Consider the following 19285-nt stretch of genomic DNA (forward strand, 5'->3'; position numbering starts at 1 on the left):
GCCAGTGCTGGAATGGTTGCATCTGGCCTGAAAGCGCGTTTGGCGCTAAAGCCTCCGCCATGACCCAGAACACCACACCCGAACGATTCTCATTCTCCCTCAACGCGACCGACGGCAAGGCGCGCACCGGCGTGATCTCGACGCCGCGGGGCGAGATCCGCACGCCGGCCTTCATGCCGGTGGGGACGGCCGCGACCGTCAAGGCGATGTTGCCCGAAAGCGTGCGCGCGACGGGCGCCGACATTCTCTTGGGCAACACTTACCACCTGATGCTGCGGCCCACGGCGGAACGGATTGCGCGACTGGGCGGGCTGCACAAGTTCATGAATTGGGAGCGGCCCATTCTGACGGACAGCGGCGGATTTCAGGTCATGAGCCTCGCCGACCTGCGTAAGCTGACCGAAAAGGGCGTGACGTTTCGCTCGCATGTCGATGGCTCCAAACACGAGCTGACGCCGGAGCGGTCGATGGAGATTCAAAAGCTTCTGGGTTCCGACATCGTGATGTGTTTCGACGAATGCCCCGCACTGCCCGCGGATCGCGACCGGATCGCGGAGTCGATGCGACTGTCGATGCGGTGGGCGGCCCGGTCCAAGGATGCCTTTGGCGACCGTCCGGGGCATGCGCTGTTCGGCATTCAGCAGGGCGGTTTGGAGCGGGATTTCCGCGAAGAGAGCGCCGAGGCTCTCAAAGAGATCGGGTTCGATGGCTATGCATTGGGCGGTCTTGCGGTCGGCGAGGGGCAGGAGGCGATGTTCCAGACGCTGGATTTCGCGCCCGATATGTTGCCGACGGACAAGCCGCGGTATCTGATGGGCGTGGGCAAACCCGATGACATCGTCGGCGCCGTGAAACGCGGCATCGACATGATGGATTGCGTGTTGCCCTCGCGCTCTGGCCGCACGGGCCAGGCCTGGACCCGTCGCGGTCAGGTCAACATCAAGAACGCGCGCCACGCCGATGACCCGCGTCCGCTGGATGAACAGTGCACATGCCCGGCGTGTTCGAATTATTCGCGCGCCTATCTGCACCATGTCTTCCGCAGCCACGAGATGATCTCCGGCATGCTTTTGACCTGGCACAACCTGCATTATTTCCAGGAAATCATGCAGGGCATGCGCGACGCGATTGCGGGGGGCACATTTGAGGCCTGGGAAGCTGACTTCCACGCCAAGCGTGCCGAGGGCGATATAGAGCCGCTTTGAGAGAATCAACCTTGGGTTGTTTTTGGGCCTCTGCGTGGTTGTCCACAGCATCTTGATTGCCCGTGATCTTTCCTGTGATCTGTCTTGCGGGAAAAACAGGCAGGAAATAGGGCGGGGATAACCCCTCCATTTTCTTGCGTTTTCTGTAAAACAACCGCTTTTAAAGCCATTTTTGCGTATTTTGGCGAGAAAAACCCGCGCTTTGGGGGCAATTCTGCCCTTGCGAGAGGCGCAGATGAGGGGCACACTCATTATCAGCCGCAACTTGACTTGGTTGAAATCCCGGGGACAGGCCCCCAGATATTGTTACCAAGACAGGAAAGAGCCAATGGCTGCCGCTTTGGGGCCCGGCTCTTTTGCCAAGATAAGGAATGACAATGCACGAGCAACTCCAATCCTATCCCGTCCTGCCGCTGCGCGACATTGTGGTGTTTCCGCATATGGTCGTGCCGCTGTTCGTGGGACGCGAAAAATCCGTGAAAGCGCTCGAAGAGGTCATGGCGCAGGACAAGCAAATTCTCTTGTCCGCCCAGATCGATCCGGCCGTGGACGACCCGGACACCGATGGCATCTACCGCGTCGGCGTGCTGGCCAATGTGCTGCAACTTCTGAAACTGCCGGATGGCACCGTCAAAGTGCTGGTCGAGGGCGAGCGCAGGGTGAAACTGACGCGCTTTCTCGATAATGACAGCCATTTCGAGGCCGAGATTTCGCCGCTCGACGAGAGCGAAGGCGATGCGGAAGCCGTGGCCGCACTCTTGCGCTCCGTGCGCGAAGAGTTCGAACATTATGCCAAGGTGAAAAAGAACGTGCCCGAAGAAGCTCTGGTCGCCGTCTCCGAGACGCGCGAACCGGCGAAGCTGGCCGATCTCGTGGCCGGTCATCTGGGTGTCGAAGTCGAACAGAAACAGAAACTTCTGGAAACGCTGGCGGTCGATGAGCGCCTCGAGGCGGTCTATGGCCTGATGCAGGGCGAAATGTCCGTCTTGCAGGTCGAGAAAAAGATCAAGACCCGCGTCAAATCCCAGATGGAGCGCACCCAGCGCGAATACTATCTGAATGAGCAGATGAAGGCCATTCAGAAGGAGCTGGGCGATGGCGACGATGGGGCCGGCGAAATTGCCGAGCTCGAAGAGAAGATCAAAGCGACCAAACTGTCGAAAGAGGCCGCAGAGAAGGCCGAGGCCGAGCTCAAAAAGCTCAAGAACATGTCGCCGATGTCGGCGGAGGCCACGGTGGTGCGCAACTATCTCGACTGGATGCTGTCGATCCCGTGGGGCACGAAATCGCGTGTGAAAAAGGATCTTGGCCGGGCCGAAGAAATCCTCGACACCGATCACTACGGGCTTGAGAAGGTCAAGGAACGCATTGTCGAATATCTCGCGGTCCAGCAGCGTTCGAAAAAGCTGAAAGGCCCGATCATGTGCCTCGTCGGCCCCCCGGGCGTGGGCAAAACCTCCTTGGGCAAATCGGTCGCCAAAGCCACGGGGCGCGAGTTCATCCGCATCTCTTTGGGCGGCGTGCGTGACGAGTCCGAGATCCGCGGTCACCGCCGGACTTATATTGGCTCCATGCCGGGCAAGATCATCCAGGCCTTGAAAAAGGCGAAGACGACGAACCCGCTGATCCTCTTGGACGAGATCGACAAGATGGGGCAGGACTTCCGGGGCGACCCTGCCTCGGCGATGCTCGAAGTGCTTGATCCGGAACAGAATTCCACCTTCGTGGATCACTATATGGAGGTCGAATACGATCTCTCCAACGTGATGTTCCTGACCACGTCCAACAGCTACAACATGCCGGGGCCGCTTCTCGACCGGATGGAGATCATTCCGCTTTCGGGCTACACCGAAGAGGAAAAGGCCGAGATCGCGAAACAGCATTTGCTGCCGAAACAGGTGAAAAACCATGGCCTCAAAGCCAAGGAATTCTCTGTCACGGATGAGGCGATCATGGATGTGATCCGCTACTACACCCGTGAGGCTGGCGTGCGGAATCTGGAGCGGGAATTCGCCAAGATCGCCCGCAAGGCGGTGACGAAGATCATCAAGAAAGAGGTCGAAAGCGTGCAGGTCACGCCGGAAAACCTCGAAGATTACCTTGGTGTGAGAAAGTTCCGCTATGGTCTGGCCGAGAAAGAGGATCAGATCGGTGTTGTGACCGGCTTGGCCTACACCTCAGTGGGTGGCGATCTGTTGCAGATCGAGGCGCTGAAACTGCCCGGCAAAGGGCGGATGAAGACCACCGGGAAACTGGGCGATGTGATGAAGGAATCCATCGACGCGGCCAGTTCCTATGTGCGCTCGATTGCGCCTTCGATCGGGGTGAAACCGCCGCTCTTTGACACGATGGACATCCACGTCCACGTCCCGGATGGTGCGACGCCGAAGGACGGACCCTCCGCGGGTCTGGCGATGGTCACCACCATTGTCTCCGTCCTGACGCAAATCCCGGTGCGCAAAGACATCGCCATGACCGGCGAGGTGAGCTTGCGCGGCAATGCAACGGCCATCGGCGGGCTCAAGGAGAAACTCCTTGCCGCGCTGCGGGGCGGGATCAAAACCGTGCTCATCCCGGAGGAGAACGTCAAGGATCTGGCGGACATCCCGGACAACGTCAAAGAGGGGCTGGACATCATCCCCGTGACCCATGTGTCCGAGGTGCTCAAACACGCGCTGGTGCGACAGCCTGAGCCGATCGAATGGGACGATGCCGCAGAAGAAGCCGCGCGTCTGGCCAAGATTTCCTCGACGGGTGAAGGGCAGGGCGCAGTCGCGCACTGATCCCGATCTGGAAACAATAACACTGCGAAAGCCGGCCTTCGGGTCGGCTTTCTTCGTTCTGCGCGGTCAATCGAGGCGCTGGGATTTTCTTTTGGTGGCTTAAGGTGTTTTTCGTTTCATCTGAATCGGATCGAGCGAAAAACATTGCCACACTGAATTGATATTTCTGCGTTTATCAGAACTTGAGAGCCTCAAGTTTTTTGAGAAACGCTTTGGCTCAGGCATGCCTTCACAAGGCGCATCTTGCGCTGACCAAAGGCGCATTTGGCCGTTGCACTTGAGGGGCGGCGAGCGCTAAGGTTTCCGCAAATGCAACATTGTCCAGTGAGGGTTCCATGGCAGCGCGGACATCCGCCACTCCGAAAAAGACGACATCTCCCAAAAAGACCACGACCGCGCGCAAGGCAAAAAGCCGCGCCGCGCAACGGACGGACAAGACCAAAAGGACAACTCCTGTGACATCGACCCCCAAAAAGACTGCAACACCGAAGAAAACCGTGCCCGCGACGACAGAGCCCGCGCCGGTTGCCGCGCCCGAAACGACCCTCGTGACCGAAATGAAGAAAAAAGACCTGATCGCCAAGGTGACCGAAGCCTCCGGCGTCAAGCGATCTGAGGCGAAAAAGGTGATCGAGGCGACATTGAAAGAGCTGGGCGATGCGCTTCAGCGTGAAGAGGAGCTGAACCTGCCGCCTCTGGGCAAAATGAGCGTCAATCGCGTGCGTGAGGCCACGGGCGCACATATCGTTATTGCCAAATTGCGTCGTCCCAAGGCGATGTTGGAGAGCAGCGTCAAGGATGATGTGTCTTCTGAAGAGGGCGACAACGACGCCGCCTGAACAGGTTTCGAGGAAAGCGGAATTTTCTCGGAAAAACCTCTTGCATCGGTTTGGGGCAACGGCTAAACACCGCGCCACGGCGGGTGATTAGCTCAGTGGTAGAGCGCTTCGTTCACATCGAAGATGTCAGGAGTTCAAATCTCTTATCACCCACCATCCAGATTTCAGGGCGTCTCTTTGGAGGCGCCCTTTTTCGATGGTGATCGGGCGACTGGTCTCAGGTGTCGACCAGCATGACATCCGAAATGCGCTGCGCATACAACCTATTGGCCTCGGACACCGGCATGGGGCGGGCGTGTAGAAAGCCCTGATGCAGGGTGAGCCCAAGGCTCAGGAGCATGTCGCGTTGTGCGGGCATCTCGACCCCTTCGGCGATGATTTCGAACTCCAGCGCCTCGGCCAGATGGATGATCGAGCGCAGCGCTTCGCGCGATCTCCGATCCGTCACGATCCGGTCGATCAGCGATTTGTCGATCTTGACGATGTCGATCGGCAGGTTGGTCAGGCGATTGAGGTTCGAGGCTTCCTTGCCGAAATCATCCAAAGCAATCCGAATGCCATGACCGCGCAGGATCGCAATCTCCATCATCGCCTGATCCATGTCGATCCGGTCGGTGATCGCATCCTCGCAAATTTCGATGACGATGTCGTGTCGATGCAGCTTCAGCGCGCCGAAACTGCGCAGCAATTTCAACGCGGCACCGGGAAACGCCAAGGCTTCCAAACGTGTGTTGAAACTCACGAACGCGCCGGGGCAGGCTGTCAGGTTGGACAGCAGTGTCGCGCGCATTTGCTGGGGAACGTCGGCATAATCAGCGCTCAAAAGAACATTTTGAAGCTGTGGCAGGAACTGGCGCGGTGACACCACCTGCCCGTCCTTCCGTTCCCAGCGCATTAGCGCCTCGAACCCGACCACGCGTCGCTGCGCGGCATCGAAAATGGGCTGGACGTATTTCTTTATCTCGTTTTTCTCCAAGGCCTGCACGATGTCCTGATGGCTCGTGAGCTTGCCCTGACGTCGCAGCTTTTCGGAAAATCTCTCATCGGCCACGACCACCGTGTTGCGCCCGTTTTCCTTGGCATCGCGCAACGCCCAGTCGGCCCATTTGACCGCCGTTTCAAGCCGGTCCGTGCGGTTCAGCCGCGTCAGGCCGACCGAGATCGTGCGCGAGACAGGCCCCGAGGGTGTATGCAGCACCGTCGCGGCAATTTCGCGGATCAGCTCCTCTGCAAACTGCTGATTGGCTTCATGGCGGGTGGCGGGTCGCAACAGGGCGAATTCTTCGCCGCCGATCCGGCTGGCGCTGCCCAAAGGTTTGGCCATGTCTTTCAAAACCTTGGAGATTTTACGCAGCAATTCGTCACCGACCTCATGGCCATAGGCGTCGTTGACGCTTTTGAAATGGTCGACGTCGATCAGGAACAGATCGTAATCGCGCAGCCGTTTGCCATCCGCATGCTGGGTGTTGAAGCCGCGCCGTGACAGCAGCCCGGTCAGCTCATCATGGGCAACAAGATGTTCGAGTTTCTGGCGCGCCAGTGAGACCTCAGTGATATCGACGACCATGATGATATTGAGCCATTGCTCTTCTGTGTGTTCAATCACACTGCGCAGCTCGACGATCCGACGTTCTCCGGATTTCGTGAGCAATGTCAGTGTGTTGGAGATCGTTTCCTTGTCTTTGACCTGCGATAGGACATGGCGACGGAAGCTTTTGGATTTGGCCCGGTCGAGTTCCGGCAGGAAGTCGAGCAGGTCGCGTCCCAGTGTCTCTTCGCGGCTATAGCCGAAATGCGAGCTCCAGGCGTCAGAGGCGGATTGAATGCGCCAGTTGCGGTCCTGGGACAGGACAATGGCCGCATTTCGGTTGAGCAGCGTTTCGGTCAGGCTGCGTTGGGCTTCGAGCTCGGTGACATCGGTGAAAAGCGTGATGTATTTCGGCTGTTCGCCATGAGCGATCGGATCGATGATTTGACGCTCCGCCGTCATTTTGCGCAGCTTTCCGGATTTCGTGGTGAACTCGAGCACCTTGTTCGGAAAAGGGTTCACACTGTCGCCCAAAACGCGCGTCTCATCGATGAATTTGCGTGTCCGACAGGAGGTAAGCTGCGCAAGGTCCTGTCCAATGAGTTCTGCGCGAGTGTAGCCCAGAAGGTTGCACAGGGCCGGCGCGATATCGAGCGTTTTACGGTTGGCATCCTGCACCATCAAAAGCGCGGGACCTTCCTCGAGAGTGAGTTTGTAAAGACGGCTGTTACGGTTCAGCTCCGTCGTGTCGGTGATCTGGATCAGATAGTGATAGGGCACATTTGGCGCGATGGATTTATGGATGGCTGCCAAGGCTTTGCCCAGGGTGCCATCGCGCAGGCGGATGTCGATTTCGAGGGTAAAATCCACGGCAGGGGTCTCGCGAATGAACTGCCGCATATTTTGCAGCGTGCTCTCCGGCAGGCGCAGGAAACCCGCAGTCGAAGGGGTGTTGCCGATGATCTCTTCGCGGGGTGCTCCGATATACGCGCAAAACCGCTCTGAGGCCGTCGTGATGCGGAATTGCGCATCCATCGTGACCAGCATCGCCGGGCTGTTTTCCAAAACTTCGTTGCGCAGGAGCCGGTCGCGGCTGTGCTGATGTTTATAGATGCCGGCCACGGTGATCAGATTGGAGGCCAAAAGCACGAGGACGAGGGCTTCGCTATAGGTCTGCGACGAATTTAGCGCGGCCCCGGTCAGAAGGGTCACGGAGGTGATAATATTGGCCAGGCTGATCGCCAACATGGAGGGCAGGATGAGGGTTACCAACAGCAGCATCATGCCCATGATGATCGGAAAGGTTGCGGAAAACCCGTAGTCTTCGAACGGCAACCGTCCGACAATGAAAGCCAAGCCACAGAGCATCAAGATCAGCGGCAAGGCCGGGATCACCGGCTCGTCCGACCGAGACAGACCAAAGTGCAGTTTCCAGATCAGGCCGAAGAGCAAGGGGGTCAACAGGCTCAGGCCCGCGACATTCGAGAGCCAAAGATGTTGAAAATCAAAGGCAGAAGGGCCGTCTGTGACCGCAGCGATCAGGTTTTGCGTGATAAGGGCAAAGAAGGCATTGACGAAGAGGCTGGACAGCAAGAATCCGATGACCGCTTGTGGCGTTGTACGCATATGTCGAACCTGACGGCCACGCAGGGTGAGCGTCAGCAATTTTACCGCGAGCTCTGAAATGAAAAACGCGCTTAAACCCATTCCTAATGTCGACAAAAGCGCAGAAGACCAGGCGGTGCCCAAGACCAAACTGGACAGGATCAACGCCAGCCCGCCAGTCACCAGCATGGTTTTCTTGCCGTGATCATTGTGTAAAATTAACAGATAGGCCCAAATCGCCGTACCGGTCCAAATCACGGGGAGCCCAGGGGCAATCTGTGAAAAAAGGGTTTGGAAGAGGAGAGTGACCGCGAAGAGAAACAGCCCGGCCATGAGGCTGCGCTGTTTCAGGCTGGCATGGAAAGTGGCCCAATGATGCAGTCGAAGACCTCGCGGAGCGCGTCCTCTGTCCGATGCATCGAATTGCGTGGTTGGCCCCCAGAACCCATCGATTGAATGTTTCAAATGACCCATCGGCCGAGACGGCGAAGGCGTGATTTCGAGAGGCGAGTGGGGGCTTTGGTTCAGCTTTTCCAGAGGGCGTAAATACCGTTCTGCAACAAAGACGATCAGACCGCTGATGGCCACAAAAATCGTAATATCGTAGGGTGTCCAGACGCGCCGGTAGACATTGGTCAAAAGATGCAAGCTCAGAACGAAAAGGCTGAGGAAAAGGACAAGGTTGATCTTCGGCGTCGCCGGATCGATCAATAGGTTTCTTGCTTTCGTGAGCGGGATAGAGAGGCTGGCAAGTCCAATGAATAAAAGAGCCTCCGTCGTGGAGCTCTTTGATAATAATAAAAAATCTGGCGAATTGCCTAAAATGTCATGGCTGATTTTCGACAGGGAAAAGGCGATGATCGTGGTGAAAATCGCGAGGCTGATCCATGGCCCCGTACGGTGCAGTCGCCCAAGCAGGGGCAGGAAGGACAAAAGAAGAAATCCGCCCAACGACACGAGATTGAGTGTAAGCGTCACCCCTCTGGCATCCACCAGAGTAAGCCCTCGGCCAATCGGGGTTTCATGCGCTTCCGCCAAACGCAAAATGATAAAAACAAGGACCAGAGGCGCGGCATAGGCAAAATAACGGGCTTTGCGGGGGCGACCTTTTTTCACGATGAGCAACTGTTGAAGCAAGTCGAGCATGATCATGGTCGTGACGATCAGCACAATCGGATGCACCCGTCCAAGCAGCTGTGGCGGGGCGGGAAGTTGGGGAAAAAATGACAGGGTTTGCACCAGCAGGAGGGCGCTCATCCAGGCGATGCAACTCCAAAGAGCCTGCCCAGCTCTGCTATGTAAGTTCAGGCCCGGTGCGCCGTTTTCTGACCGTTTCAATTGGAATGTCTGCCTGTTTTGCGTGCCAAATCTTTGTTCAGACCGGTCGTTTGCGTGCGGTCCATAAGCGTTGGGAGGTATTTTCATAAAAATGGTTAATGTCTTTATGAATGGTTAACGCCACATCAAAAGGCCGGAAACTCCTTGGGGAAAATGCGGATTTTTCGGGATTTTGGCCGACAAAAATGCATTGAGACAAAAAAGCTTACCGAAAACACGGCACCGAATGGCTGATCTCATGTGCAGTTTGCTCAGCAGTCTTCTCAAATTTTAAATATCCGCAGCCAGAACCGGAAATCAATTCGGACCGACTTAAACGAATCTTCATTCCTTGGCGGCATGGATCAAAGCGTACTGGGTTTTACCCGAATGCGGATCATCGCCTGGATCGCTATCCGGGCTGCGACTTGACCGAGAGGCCAGGAGAGAAAAATGAACTTTTTTAGCAGGATTAAGCTGGCACAGAAACTGCCCGCGATCATGATCGGATTGACGATCGTCACGATCGCGGTTGCAAACCTCGTTTCCTACCGGAATGCTTCGCGCTCTTTGTTGGTCGAAGCGGAAGAGGCCTTGATGACCGTCGCCGAGGCGCGCTCTCTCGAACTTGAAGGGTGGCTCGAGGGGGTGGACATCGACCTGCGCAGCCAGGCGGAAAATCCCACAGTTCTTTCTGCTCTGCGTGGCTTTGGTGAAGCCTGGGAGATGATCGACACCGATAAGACCCGCTATTTGAAGAAATGGTATATCGAAGACAATCCCAATGAGTTGGGCAGCAAGCACAACCTCGATTACGCCCTCGACGGCTCCGCCTACAGTCAGGTTCACAAACTTTACCATAGCTATTTCCGCAAGCTTGTGGATGAAAAGGGCTATTACGACGTATTTGTGTTCTCCGTCGAAGGCGATCTGATCTATTCCGTGTTCAAGGAAGAGGATTACGCCACGAATTTCCTTGAAGGCGACTATGCTCAAAGCGGTCTCGGGCAGGTGTTGCGCCAATCTCTTGCGGCGACGCAAGATGGTGAGGTATATTTCGCCGACTTCGAAAGCTACGCGCCGTCTCACGGAGCGCCCGCCGCCTTTATCGGTGCCCCGGTTTTTGATCGCAGCGGCATCCTGCGTGGCGTGATCGCTTTCCAGATGCCCATAGACAAGATCGACGCGATCACGACGCGTGGCACAGGGCTCGGACGCACCGGCGATTCATATCTTGTTGGCCAGGATTTGAAGCTTCGGTCCGACCGCATTCACGGCGCCGATGAGGAGGTGCTGAACGTCGAGATCACGACAGATTCTGCAAAAAAAGCCATCGCAGGTGAAAGCGGCTTTCTGCGCGAAACCGAGGCCGATGAAGGCACTGGTCACATGCACGAACACCTCGCGGCGTTCTTCCCGATCCATTATCACGGAGCGCATTGGGGCCTCATTGCGGAGCAGAGCATCGAAGAAATTCTCGAACCTGCGACCGAGCTTGCCAATACGATGATGTGGCAAGGTGCGGTTATGACGGCCATTGTTGCCCTTATCGCCTTCCTGATTTCACGTGCGATCTCTCGCCCTCTGACGCGGGTTGAAGGGGCGATGCGGACGGTCTCGGAAGGAAATTATTCCGCGGATGTTCCGGGCACTGAGCGCGGTGACGAAATCGGTCAGATTGCGCAGGCTTTGGATGATTTCCGCCATGCGCTGGGACGCGCAGAACAGGCAACACGTGATGGCTTGTTCAAGGGATCTGCCTTCGAAGGCTCTTCTGCGGCCTTGATGATGATCGACCAGGATTTCACCATCACCTACATGAACTCTGCCGTCTATCATCTTCTGAAAGATCATGAAAAAGACTTCCGTGAAATGTTCGGAAGCTTCAGTGCGGACGAAATCGTCGGCAAGAATATCGACATCTTCCACCGTGAGCCGGAACGTATCCGGGCGATCCTGTCCGATACCGGAAACATGCCGTTTTCGACCGATATGAAAGTGGGCAGCGTCCATTTTGCTCTGGACGTCAATGCGGTCGTCGATCTTGAGGGAGTCCAAATCGGCTGCGTCATGGAATGGAAGGACGTAACGGATATCCGCACCAACGAAGCCGTCATCAAAGCATTGGACAGCCATCAGGCAAAAGTCGAATTCGGCGTTGACGGTCATTTGCTGAAAGCAAACGATAACTTCTCCCATATGCTGGGCGTGGACAAAGCAGAACTTGTCGGGAAGCGATACGATGAACTCTTTGTCTTTGATCCGAAACTCGCTCAGGAACGCGGCGCGATTTGGGATCGTCTTGGACGCGGGGATAGCATTCTTGGTCGCTTCAAGCTTTTGGACAAAGAGGGCAACACCTCTTTGCTGGAAGGGACCTTCAGTCCTGTCAAAGATGCATCGGGCCGCCCGTTCCGTATTATTTTGCTCGGCACGGACATCACCGAAAACGAGGCTGCTCTTGTGGCTGCTGAGGCCGAGCGGGAACGGATGAAAGAGGAACAAGACCGCGTGGTCGAAGGGCTTCGTGTGGGACTGAAAAAGCTGGCTTCCGGCGATCTCACCTCGCGCCTTGAGGACGCTTTCTCGGATGAATACGAAACCCTGCGCGGTGATTTCAACCAAGCCATCGAGAACCTGCTGTCTGCGATGCGCAACGTGGTCGAAAATGCGGATATGATCCGCGGCGAAGCCTCGGAAATTTCCAATGCAGCGGACGATTTGTCCCGCCGCACGGAAAAACAAGCCGCAACACTGGAAGAGACGGCAACAGCCTTGGATCAACTGACCTCCTCGGTTCGCTCCGCGGCAGATGGGGCCAATCAGGCCTCCGATATGGTGGAATCCGCGAAGGCAAACGCGGAGGCTTCCGGTAAAGTTGTACAAGAAGCCGTGGAAGCGATGAGTCAGATCGAAACCTCGTCGAACCAGATTTCCAAAATCACTTCTGTGATCGACGATATCGCCTTCCAGACCAATTTGCTGGCTTTGAACGCCGGTGTGGAAGCTGCGCGTGCGGGCGAGGCTGGGCGTGGCTTTGCTGTCGTGGCCTCTGAAGTGCGTGCCCTGGCTCAGCGCTCCTCTGAAGCGGCCCGTGAAATCAACGATCTGATTTCGAAATCGGGCACGCTGGTGAAACGCGGCGTCAGTCTTGTCGGGGAAACAGGTGAAGCCCTGCGCGGTATCGTCGGCTCGGTGTCCGAGATTTCTCACAATGTTTCCGAAATTGCTGTTTCGGCACGTGAGCAATCGTCGGGTCTTGCCGAGATCAACGCCGCCGTCAACCAGTTGGATCAGGTCACGCAACAAAATGCCGCCATGTTCGAACAGACCACGGCAGCCAGCCATGCCCTGACGCGCGAAGCGGAAAACTTGAATGTTACGACCTCGAGATTCTCCATCGGTGCGGTTCAGAATGCAAAAGAAACCGTAGCCGCGGCTCCGATAGATTTCAAAGAAGCACGTAAAGCGCCTGTGGCCCCGGCCAAGGAGCCGATGAAGGCCGATTCCATCAAGCCCGAAACCCAAGCGCCTGTCAAAAAAGTCGTGAATGCGCCGATGCCTGTCCCGAGTGCAGCAGAAGACGATTGGGAAGATTTCTGAAGTGGGAATGACGAGAGAGCTAAGACGGTTGAAGCGGATGTTTAGGAAAGGGAGTTCGGTGTGAACCCGTTACGTGTTTTGATTGTTGATGACTCTGCCACAATGCGACGTCTTATTCGGTCCATTCTCGAAGCAGATCACCGACTAGAGGTTGTCGCCGAAGCCGGCACTGCACGAGAGGCGCGCGATGCAGTAAATGCTCATCGTCCAGACGTGATGACGCTTGATGTGGAGATGCCCAATATGAGTGGCCTGGAATTCCTCCAGCGGCTCATGAAGCATCGCCCGATGCCTGTGGTCATGGTGTCCACATTGACGCGCAGAGGGAGCGATGTGGCTGTCGAGGCCATGGCGCTTGGCGCAGTGGATTGTGTCGAGAAGCCCAAATTGGGCGGGGGCACCGACAATTTCGCCAAATTGGCTGATACGGTCGCACTGGCAGCGCGCGCGCGCGTGAGTGTGTCCCGTCCGGTCCGAAGTGCCATTGCGCCTCAGAAAAACAGACGGTTTCGCCGTGTTTGCTTGATCGGGGGATCGACAGGGGCTGTCGATGCGATCGAACGAATTTTGCAGAGTTTCCCTGCGGATTGCCCACCGACCTTGATCACACAGCACATGCCGGAACCTTTCTTGGTCAGTTTCGCGGCACGTCTGGATCCCTTGGTGCAGCCCAAAGTCTGCCTGGCGCAGGACGGTGCGGTTTTACGCCCGGGCCTGGTGATGATCGCCCCCGGGGGAGAGTATCATCTAAATGTCACCGGCAAAACCGAGCTCAGGGTCAAGTTACACAAAGGCCCTCTTGTGTCCGGCCATCGTCCTTCGGTGGATTCGATGTTTCTTTCTGCGGTCGCCCACGCCCCCAAAATCGTAGCCGGTATTTTGACCGGGATGGGGGGCGATGGTGCGGCGGGCATGAAGGCTCTCCGGGATGCCGGTGCGAAAACACTGGGTCAGAGTCAGCAAACCTGCGTTGTGTTCGGAATGCCGCGTGTTGCGGCGGAAATGGGCGGCGTCGAGGAATGGGCCGATTTGGACAAGGTTGGCGATGAACTGCTGCGCTTGTGTGAAACTCCGGTACAGATGAGGGTCACATGACAGCAATCCTTCAAAAACGCAGTGGTGGTCTCCGCACCTATATCGCCCAGGGAGAATATGCGATTGCTGATGTGGAAGAGGCTGTGATCTCAACCATTTTGGGATCATGCGTGGCGACCTGTCTATGGGACCCAGTGGCCAAGATCGGCGGCATGAACCATTTTCTGTTACCGGAAGGTCCACCCTCCAGAAGCGATGTGAGTTCTTTCGGGGCCAATGCCATGGAGCTTTTGATCAATGCGCTCATTCGAGCCGGAGCGGTTCGGGAGAGATTGCGCGCCAAAGTGTTCGGCGGTGCGGAAATGTACAAAGGGCTGACCAATGCCGGCAATCAAAACGGGTTGTTCGTCCTGTCTTATCTCGAGCGCGAGAATATTCCTTGCGATGGTCAAAGCCTAGGTGGTGGTCAGGCGCGGCGGGTTGAATTTTTCCCGGCACAGGGAAAAGCACGACAAAAACTCGTGGAAGATCCGCATATCGTTGAAAAACGGCCCGTTGCCAAAACAGCAAACGATCTCGAGCTATTCTAGTCTTTGCAGTGGTTTGCTGCTCTTGTCGAGGGATCATATGTACGGCAGGAGCAGTTTCAGACCATGTGATAGCCTGATCTGTGATGGCCTGATGGTTCTAGAAGAGACCGGGATGTAGGACTGAGGGCGTGTGGCCTCTTGGCGAGAGGCCACGAAAAAGGCAGGACTGGGATATGAAATTTATCGATTCCCTGCCGCTTTCGACATTAATCTTTGCGTCTTTGACCTTAGGTCTGGCGCCTTTCGTTCCAGAACCGCATGTCTGGGAGAAGCTCAAGATGCTTTTCTCGGGCACGCTCGTCTCTCCCATAGATATCTTCGACTTGCTGCTTCATGGATTGCCCTGGTTGCTTTTGATCCTCAAACTGTGGCGGGAGTATCGCTCCGTTAAAGGCGCGTCCGAGGATTGAACTCGCGATTTCGGCAGGCTGGAACCAGGACTGCCCTTTGCATGATCGACTGCTGAATCCAATCGGATCGAAAAGCCCCACGCGGCATGGCCGCGCGGGGCGTCAGACACCTGAGACTTTGAACGTCAGGCCTTAGAGACGGCGTCGAGAATACGCGCCCAGGAGCGGATTCCCTTGTGGAAGTTTTTGAGCCCGTATTTCTCATTGGGCGAGTGGATGCGGTCATCGTCATCGGCATAGCCGACCAGCATGGAATCCAGTCCCAAGATGGTGGTGAAGAACCCGGCAATCGGGATCGACCCGCCCATGCCCGCAAACACTGCCTCGCGGTCCCATTCGGCAGAGAGCGCTTGACGCGCGGCTTCGAATTCCGGGCGCGCGGTGTTCATCACGGCGGCGGGGGAGCCGTCCAAGTCCTGATTCCAGGTGACTTTCGCATCCACCGGCAGACGGCTTTCGACATGGGCGCGCAGGTTCTCGCGGATCGCATCCGGGTCTTGCGTGCCGACCAGACGACAGGTGATTTTGCAATGCGCCTCCGACGGGATCACGGTTTTCGTGCCCGGACCCTGATAGCCGCCCCACATGCCGTTGATCTCTAAAGTCGGGCGGGACCATTGCTGTTCCAGGGTGGAATAGCCCGCTTCGCCATGCGACTCGGTCATGCCGACGCCGGAGAGATACTCCTCCTCGTCAAAGCCGCAGCCCTTCCATTGTTCGAGGATGTCGGCAGGCACCTCCTGGACGCCCTCGTAGAAATCCTTGACCGTGACGCGGCCCTGATCGTCGTGAAAACTCGCGACAATTTTAGAGATTTCGCGCAGAGGATTGAGGGCCGGGCCACCGTAATGCCCGGAGTGCAGGTCCATCACCGGGCCGGTGAGGGTGAACTCATCCTTCAACATGCCGCGCAGTTGCGAACAGATCGACGGCACGCCGGGCGCCACCATGGAAGTGTCGCAAATCAGCGCCAGATCGGCGGAAAGCCTGTCCTTATTGGCCTCCATGAAGGGGATGAGCGAGGGCGAGCCGCTTTCCTCTTCGCCTTCAAAGAAAAACGTGATGGTGCAGGGCAGGGTGCCGTGTTCCGCAATCCAGGCGCGGCAGGCCTCGACGAAGGTCATGAGCTGGCCCTTGTCGTCGGAGGCGCCGCGGCCACGGATCACCTTGCCGGTCTCGCGCTCTTCAATGAAGGGCGCAAAGGGATCGTGATCCCACAGATCAAGCGGATCGACAGGCTGCACATCGTAATGCCCGTAGAACAACAGATGCGGACCGCCGGAACCGATCTTGCCATAGACCATCGGGTGACCGGGTGTCTCGCACAATTCGGCTTCAGCGCCCAGAGATTTCAAATCCTCCACAAGCCACTCTGCGGCCTTGAGACAATCGGCCTTATGCGCCGGGTCGGTGGAGATCGACGGAATGCGCAGCAGGTCCATCAAACGGTCGAGTGTGGCGTCGAGGTCGGAATCGATGCGGGACAGCACCGGGTCGAGACGGGTGTTCATTATAGGAAACCTTTGATCATCTTTGGATGTTTTGTCGCAGCTTACGCCGATCACATCTGGTGTCCAGAGCCTGTTGCCGGGTTGACATAGATCATTCTGAAAGGGTTTTTAGTCATCCTAAAAGGGCAGGGCATGTGGGTTGCGATCACAGACCGAACCTGAGACCCGCCCATGCGAAAGGTGGTCTAGCCAAAAGGTATTATCTTGCGAAATGTGAATATGAGTCGCAATTTTCGTTTGATGCCGCTAAAACAGGCAGACTTGAGACGCGCGAAAGGACAAAAAGTGGACTATACGGCGAAGCTGGACGAGGCGATTCAACGTTTGCACGACGAAGGGCGTTATCGCACCTTCATCGACATCGAGCGTAAGCGCGGGCAATTTCCCCACGCCACATGGACGCGCCCCGACGGCACAGAGCAGCCCGTAACGGTCTGGTGCGGCAACGATTATCTCGGCATGGGCCAACACCCCGCCGTGCTCGACGCCATGAAAGAGGCGGTCGATGCCACGGGCGCCGGCTCGGGCGGAACGCGCAATATCTCGGGCACGACGGTCTACCACAAACGTCTCGAAGCCGAACTTGCCGATCTGCATGGCAAAGAGGGCGCGCTCGTGTTCTCCTCGGCCTACATCGCCAATGACGCCACGCTTTCGACGCTGCCGACGCTGTTTCCGGGGCTGATCATCTATTCCGACGAGCTGAACCACGCCTCCATGATTGAGGGCATTCGTCGCAACGGCGGCGCCAAGCGCATCTTCCGCCATAATGATCTCGATCATTTGCGCGAGTTGCTGGCCGCCGACGATCCTGAGGCGCCAAAGCTGATCGCTTTTGAGTCCGTCTATTCCATGGACGGCGATTTCGGCCCGATCAAAGAGCTTTGCGACATCGCCGAGGAATTCAACGCATTGACCTATCTCGACGAGGTGCACGCGGTCGGCATGTACGGCCCGCGCGGCGGCGGTGTGGCCGAGCGTGACGGTCTGATGGGCCGTGTCGACATCATCAACGGCACGCTGGGCAAAGCCTTCGGCGTGTTCGGCGGCTATATCGCGGCGAGTGCGAAAATGTGTGACGCCGTGCGCTCTTACGCGCCGGGCTTCATCTTCACGACTTCGATTCCGCCGGCGGTCGCGGCGGGCGCTGCGGCCTCCATCGCTTTCCTGAAAGGCGAGGGCGGCGTGAAACTGCGCGAGGCGCATCAGACCCAGGCCAAAATCCTGAAAACCCGGCTTAAGGGCCTCGGCCTGCCGATCACCGACAATGGCTCGCACATCGTCCCGCTGATCGTCGGCGATCCGAAACACACGAAATTGATGTCGGACATGATGCTGGAGCACTACGGAATCTACGTGCAGCCGGTCAATTTCCCGACCGTGCCACGCGGCACCGAGCGCCTGCGGTTTACACCGTCGCCAGTGCACGGGCCCAATGAAATGGATCACCTGATCAAGGCGCTGGACGCCCTCTGGAGCCATTGTGCGCTGAATCGTGCCGAAATGGCCGGATGACGCGCATAACCCCTGTGCGCCCGGTTTGAGCATGTGGTAACACTGTTTCCAAGAGCTTAAGACGAATCGTCTATAGGCTCATGGGGACAGGACCAACTTAGGGCGGCACACAGGCATGATCAGGCGGTGGAGCAAACCACCCGTCGAGGAACAGGAACAGCCTCGCGGGTTTGATGACTTCGAGTTGCGGCTCGGAGATGTCATGCGTGGTGAACGTGCGACCATCGGAAAATCGCTTTTGGACGTCCAGCGCGAGCTGAAGATCAAGGCGACTTACATTGCCGCCATTGAGAATGCCGACCCCTCCGTGTTCGAGACCCAGGGCTTTATCGCCGGTTACGTGCGCTCCTATGCGCGCTATCTCGATCTCGATCCCGATTGGGCCTTCGCGCGTTTTTGTCAGGAAAGCGGATTTGCCGTCGCGCACGGCATGTCGCCACAGGCCTCGACCAAACGCAGCCCCGCGACCGCGCAAAAACAATCCCCTGTCAAAGATCCCTTTGCCGATCCGAACGCCACTTTCGTGCCGCGCGGCCAAGGGTTTATGGCCCGTATCGAACCTGGCGCGCTCGGGTCCACCGCGGTGCTTCTCGCGCTTTTGGGCGTGATCGGATATGGCGGCTGGTCGGTGTTGCAAGAGGTGCAAAAGGTCAAGCTGGCGCCGGTCGATCAGACCCCCGGCATGATCTCCGAAGTTGCGCCGCTCGATGCCGAGACCACCACGATGGCGTCTTTGGACGAGAGCGTCGGCCTCGCCACGCCCTCCGCCGAAGCGCTGGATCGCCTCTATCGTCCGCAGGCTTTGGACGTGCCGGTTTTGGTGCCGCGCGATGGTCCGATTGCCACGCTCGATCCGCGCACCGTCGGCGCCTTGACGGCGGAAAGCCAGGCCGAAGAGCGCGAAGATATTCTGAACGACATGTCCAATCTGATTGCCCAAGCGGCGCTCTCGGAAGATGGCGACTCGCCGATTCAGGTCACCGCAGAGGGTGCGCCGGAACTGGCCATCGTCGCCGTGCTGCCGTCCTGGGTCCGGGTTCAGGCCGCCGATGGTTCTGTCTTGTTCGAGAAGATTCTCGACGCGGGCGAACGCTACGTCGTGCCCGCCATGGACAAGGCGCCCCTGTTGCGCACTGGCAATGGTGGCGGCGTCTATTTCGCGGTGAACGGTCAGGCTTACGGCCCGGTCGGGTCCTCCGGCTCTGTCGTCAAAAACGTCGCGCTCTCTGTCGCTGACGTCTCTGACGTGTTCACCCCGGTCGATCTGGCGGCGAACACTTCGGTCGCGGAAATGTTCCGCGTCGCGGAAAACGCCGAATAAGCCACGCTGTATAATCCAAAGCC

General features: G+C 57.3%; 12 protein-coding genes and 1 tRNA gene. 11 read left to right on the plus strand and 2 right to left on the minus strand.

What is annotated here, in order from left to right; translation table 11 throughout:
• Positions 1-59 precede the first annotated feature (59 nt).
• The 4 genes from tgt to HCZ23_RS16850 all read left to right on the plus strand — a co-directional run bounded on the left by tgt (position 60) and on the right by HCZ23_RS16850 (position 4983).
• Positions 60-1205 (plus strand): tRNA guanosine(34) transglycosylase Tgt, encoded by a 1146-nt coding sequence (gene tgt / locus HCZ23_RS16835; RefSeq protein WP_167602911.1) that lies wholly within the window; start codon positions 60-62, stop codon positions 1203-1205.
• A 377-nt stretch (positions 1206-1582) separates the two neighbouring features.
• Positions 1583-3988, plus strand: a complete 2406-nt coding sequence (gene lon, locus HCZ23_RS16840) for an endopeptidase La (RefSeq protein ID WP_167602912.1) — start codon at positions 1583-1585, stop codon at positions 3986-3988.
• A 455-nt stretch (positions 3989-4443) separates the two neighbouring features.
• The gene (locus HCZ23_RS16845) at positions 4444-4827 is read left to right on the plus strand and encodes an HU family DNA-binding protein (RefSeq protein WP_167602913.1); all 384 of its coding nucleotides are present in this window, start codon (positions 4444-4446) and stop codon (positions 4825-4827) included.
• A gap of 81 nt (positions 4828-4908) precedes the next feature.
• Positions 4909-4983: transfer RNA gene (locus HCZ23_RS16850), tRNA-Val, on the plus strand.
• A 61-nt stretch (positions 4984-5044) separates the two neighbouring features.
• Here the strand turns inward: HCZ23_RS16850 and HCZ23_RS16855 are convergent.
• Positions 5045-8149 (minus strand): EAL domain-containing protein, encoded by a 3105-nt coding sequence (locus tag HCZ23_RS16855; RefSeq protein WP_167602914.1) that lies wholly within the window; start codon positions 8147-8149, stop codon positions 5045-5047.
• Between the two features lie 639 nt (positions 8150-8788).
• Here HCZ23_RS16855 and HCZ23_RS16860 point away from each other — a divergent pair.
• From HCZ23_RS16860 to HCZ23_RS16880, 5 genes are all read left to right on the plus strand, one after another.
• Positions 8789-9187 (plus strand): hypothetical protein, encoded by a 399-nt coding sequence (locus tag HCZ23_RS16860; RefSeq protein WP_167602915.1) that lies wholly within the window; start codon positions 8789-8791, stop codon positions 9185-9187.
• Positions 9188-9925: 738 nt separating this feature from the next.
• Positions 9926-12880 carry a methyl-accepting chemotaxis protein gene (locus tag HCZ23_RS16865; RefSeq protein WP_368487364.1) on the plus strand — a complete coding sequence of 985 codons (2955 nt, stop codon included), beginning with the start codon at positions 9926-9928 and terminating at the stop codon, positions 12878-12880.
• 60 nt (positions 12881-12940) lie between these two features.
• On the plus strand, positions 12941-13975 hold the full coding sequence (locus HCZ23_RS16870) for a chemotaxis response regulator protein-glutamate methylesterase (RefSeq protein WP_167602917.1): 1035 nt from the start codon (positions 12941-12943) through the stop codon (positions 13973-13975).
• On the plus strand, positions 13972-14505 hold the full coding sequence (locus HCZ23_RS16875) for a chemotaxis protein CheD (RefSeq protein WP_167602918.1): 534 nt from the start codon (positions 13972-13974) through the stop codon (positions 14503-14505). Before HCZ23_RS16870 ends, HCZ23_RS16875 begins: the two co-directional genes overlap by 4 nt.
• 173 nt (positions 14506-14678) lie before the next feature.
• Positions 14679-14915: an RND transporter gene (locus HCZ23_RS16880; RefSeq protein ID WP_167602919.1), complete on the plus strand. Its 237-nt coding sequence runs from the start codon at positions 14679-14681 to the stop codon at positions 14913-14915.
• A 125-nt stretch (positions 14916-15040) separates the two neighbouring features.
• Here the strand turns inward: HCZ23_RS16880 and HCZ23_RS16885 are convergent, their stop codons facing one another.
• A complete protein-coding gene (locus tag HCZ23_RS16885) occupies positions 15041-16426 on the minus strand; it encodes a dipeptidase (RefSeq protein ID WP_167602920.1) in 1386 nt (461 codons plus the stop codon).
• Between the two features lie 285 nt (positions 16427-16711).
• On the opposite strand from HCZ23_RS16885, the gene hemA reads away from it, so the two are divergent.
• Both hemA and HCZ23_RS16895 read left to right on the plus strand, forming a co-directional pair.
• A complete protein-coding gene (gene hemA / locus HCZ23_RS16890; protein ID WP_167602921.1) occupies positions 16712-17941 on the plus strand; it encodes a 5-aminolevulinate synthase in 1230 nt (409 codons plus the stop codon).
• Positions 17942-18056: 115 nt separating this feature from the next.
• Positions 18057-19262 carry a helix-turn-helix domain-containing protein gene (locus HCZ23_RS16895; RefSeq protein WP_167602922.1) on the plus strand — a complete coding sequence of 402 codons (1206 nt, stop codon included), beginning with the start codon at positions 18057-18059 and terminating at the stop codon, positions 19260-19262.
• Positions 19263-19285 lie beyond the last annotated feature (23 nt).

It is taken from the genome of Celeribacter sp. HF31 (assembly GCF_011806455.1).
Classification (GTDB): domain Bacteria; phylum Pseudomonadota; class Alphaproteobacteria; order Rhodobacterales; family Rhodobacteraceae; genus Celeribacter.

Excerpts from the sequence above, each read along its gene's own strand:
- HCZ23_RS16885 (WP_167602920.1), bottom strand. The coding sequence starts at position 16,426 with ATGAACACCCGTCTCGACCCGGTGCTGTCCCGCATCGATTCCGACCTC.
- HCZ23_RS16875 (WP_167602918.1), top strand. The coding sequence starts at position 13,972 with ATGACAGCAATCCTTCAAAAACGCAGTGGTGGTCTCCGCACCTATATC.
- tgt (WP_167602911.1), top strand. The coding sequence starts at position 60 with ATGACCCAGAACACCACACCCGAACGATTCTCATTCTCCCTCAACGCG.
- lon (WP_167602912.1), top strand. The coding sequence starts at position 1,583 with ATGCACGAGCAACTCCAATCCTATCCCGTCCTGCCGCTGCGCGACATT.
- HCZ23_RS16855 (WP_167602914.1), bottom strand. The coding sequence starts at position 8,149 with ATGCTGGTGACTGGCGGGCTGGCGTTGATCCTGTCCAGTTTGGTCTTG.
- HCZ23_RS16895 (WP_167602922.1), top strand. The coding sequence starts at position 18,057 with ATGATCAGGCGGTGGAGCAAACCACCCGTCGAGGAACAGGAACAGCCT.
- HCZ23_RS16880 (WP_167602919.1), top strand. The coding sequence starts at position 14,679 with ATGAAATTTATCGATTCCCTGCCGCTTTCGACATTAATCTTTGCGTCT.
- HCZ23_RS16860 (WP_167602915.1), top strand. The coding sequence starts at position 8,789 with ATGGCTGATTTTCGACAGGGAAAAGGCGATGATCGTGGTGAAAATCGC.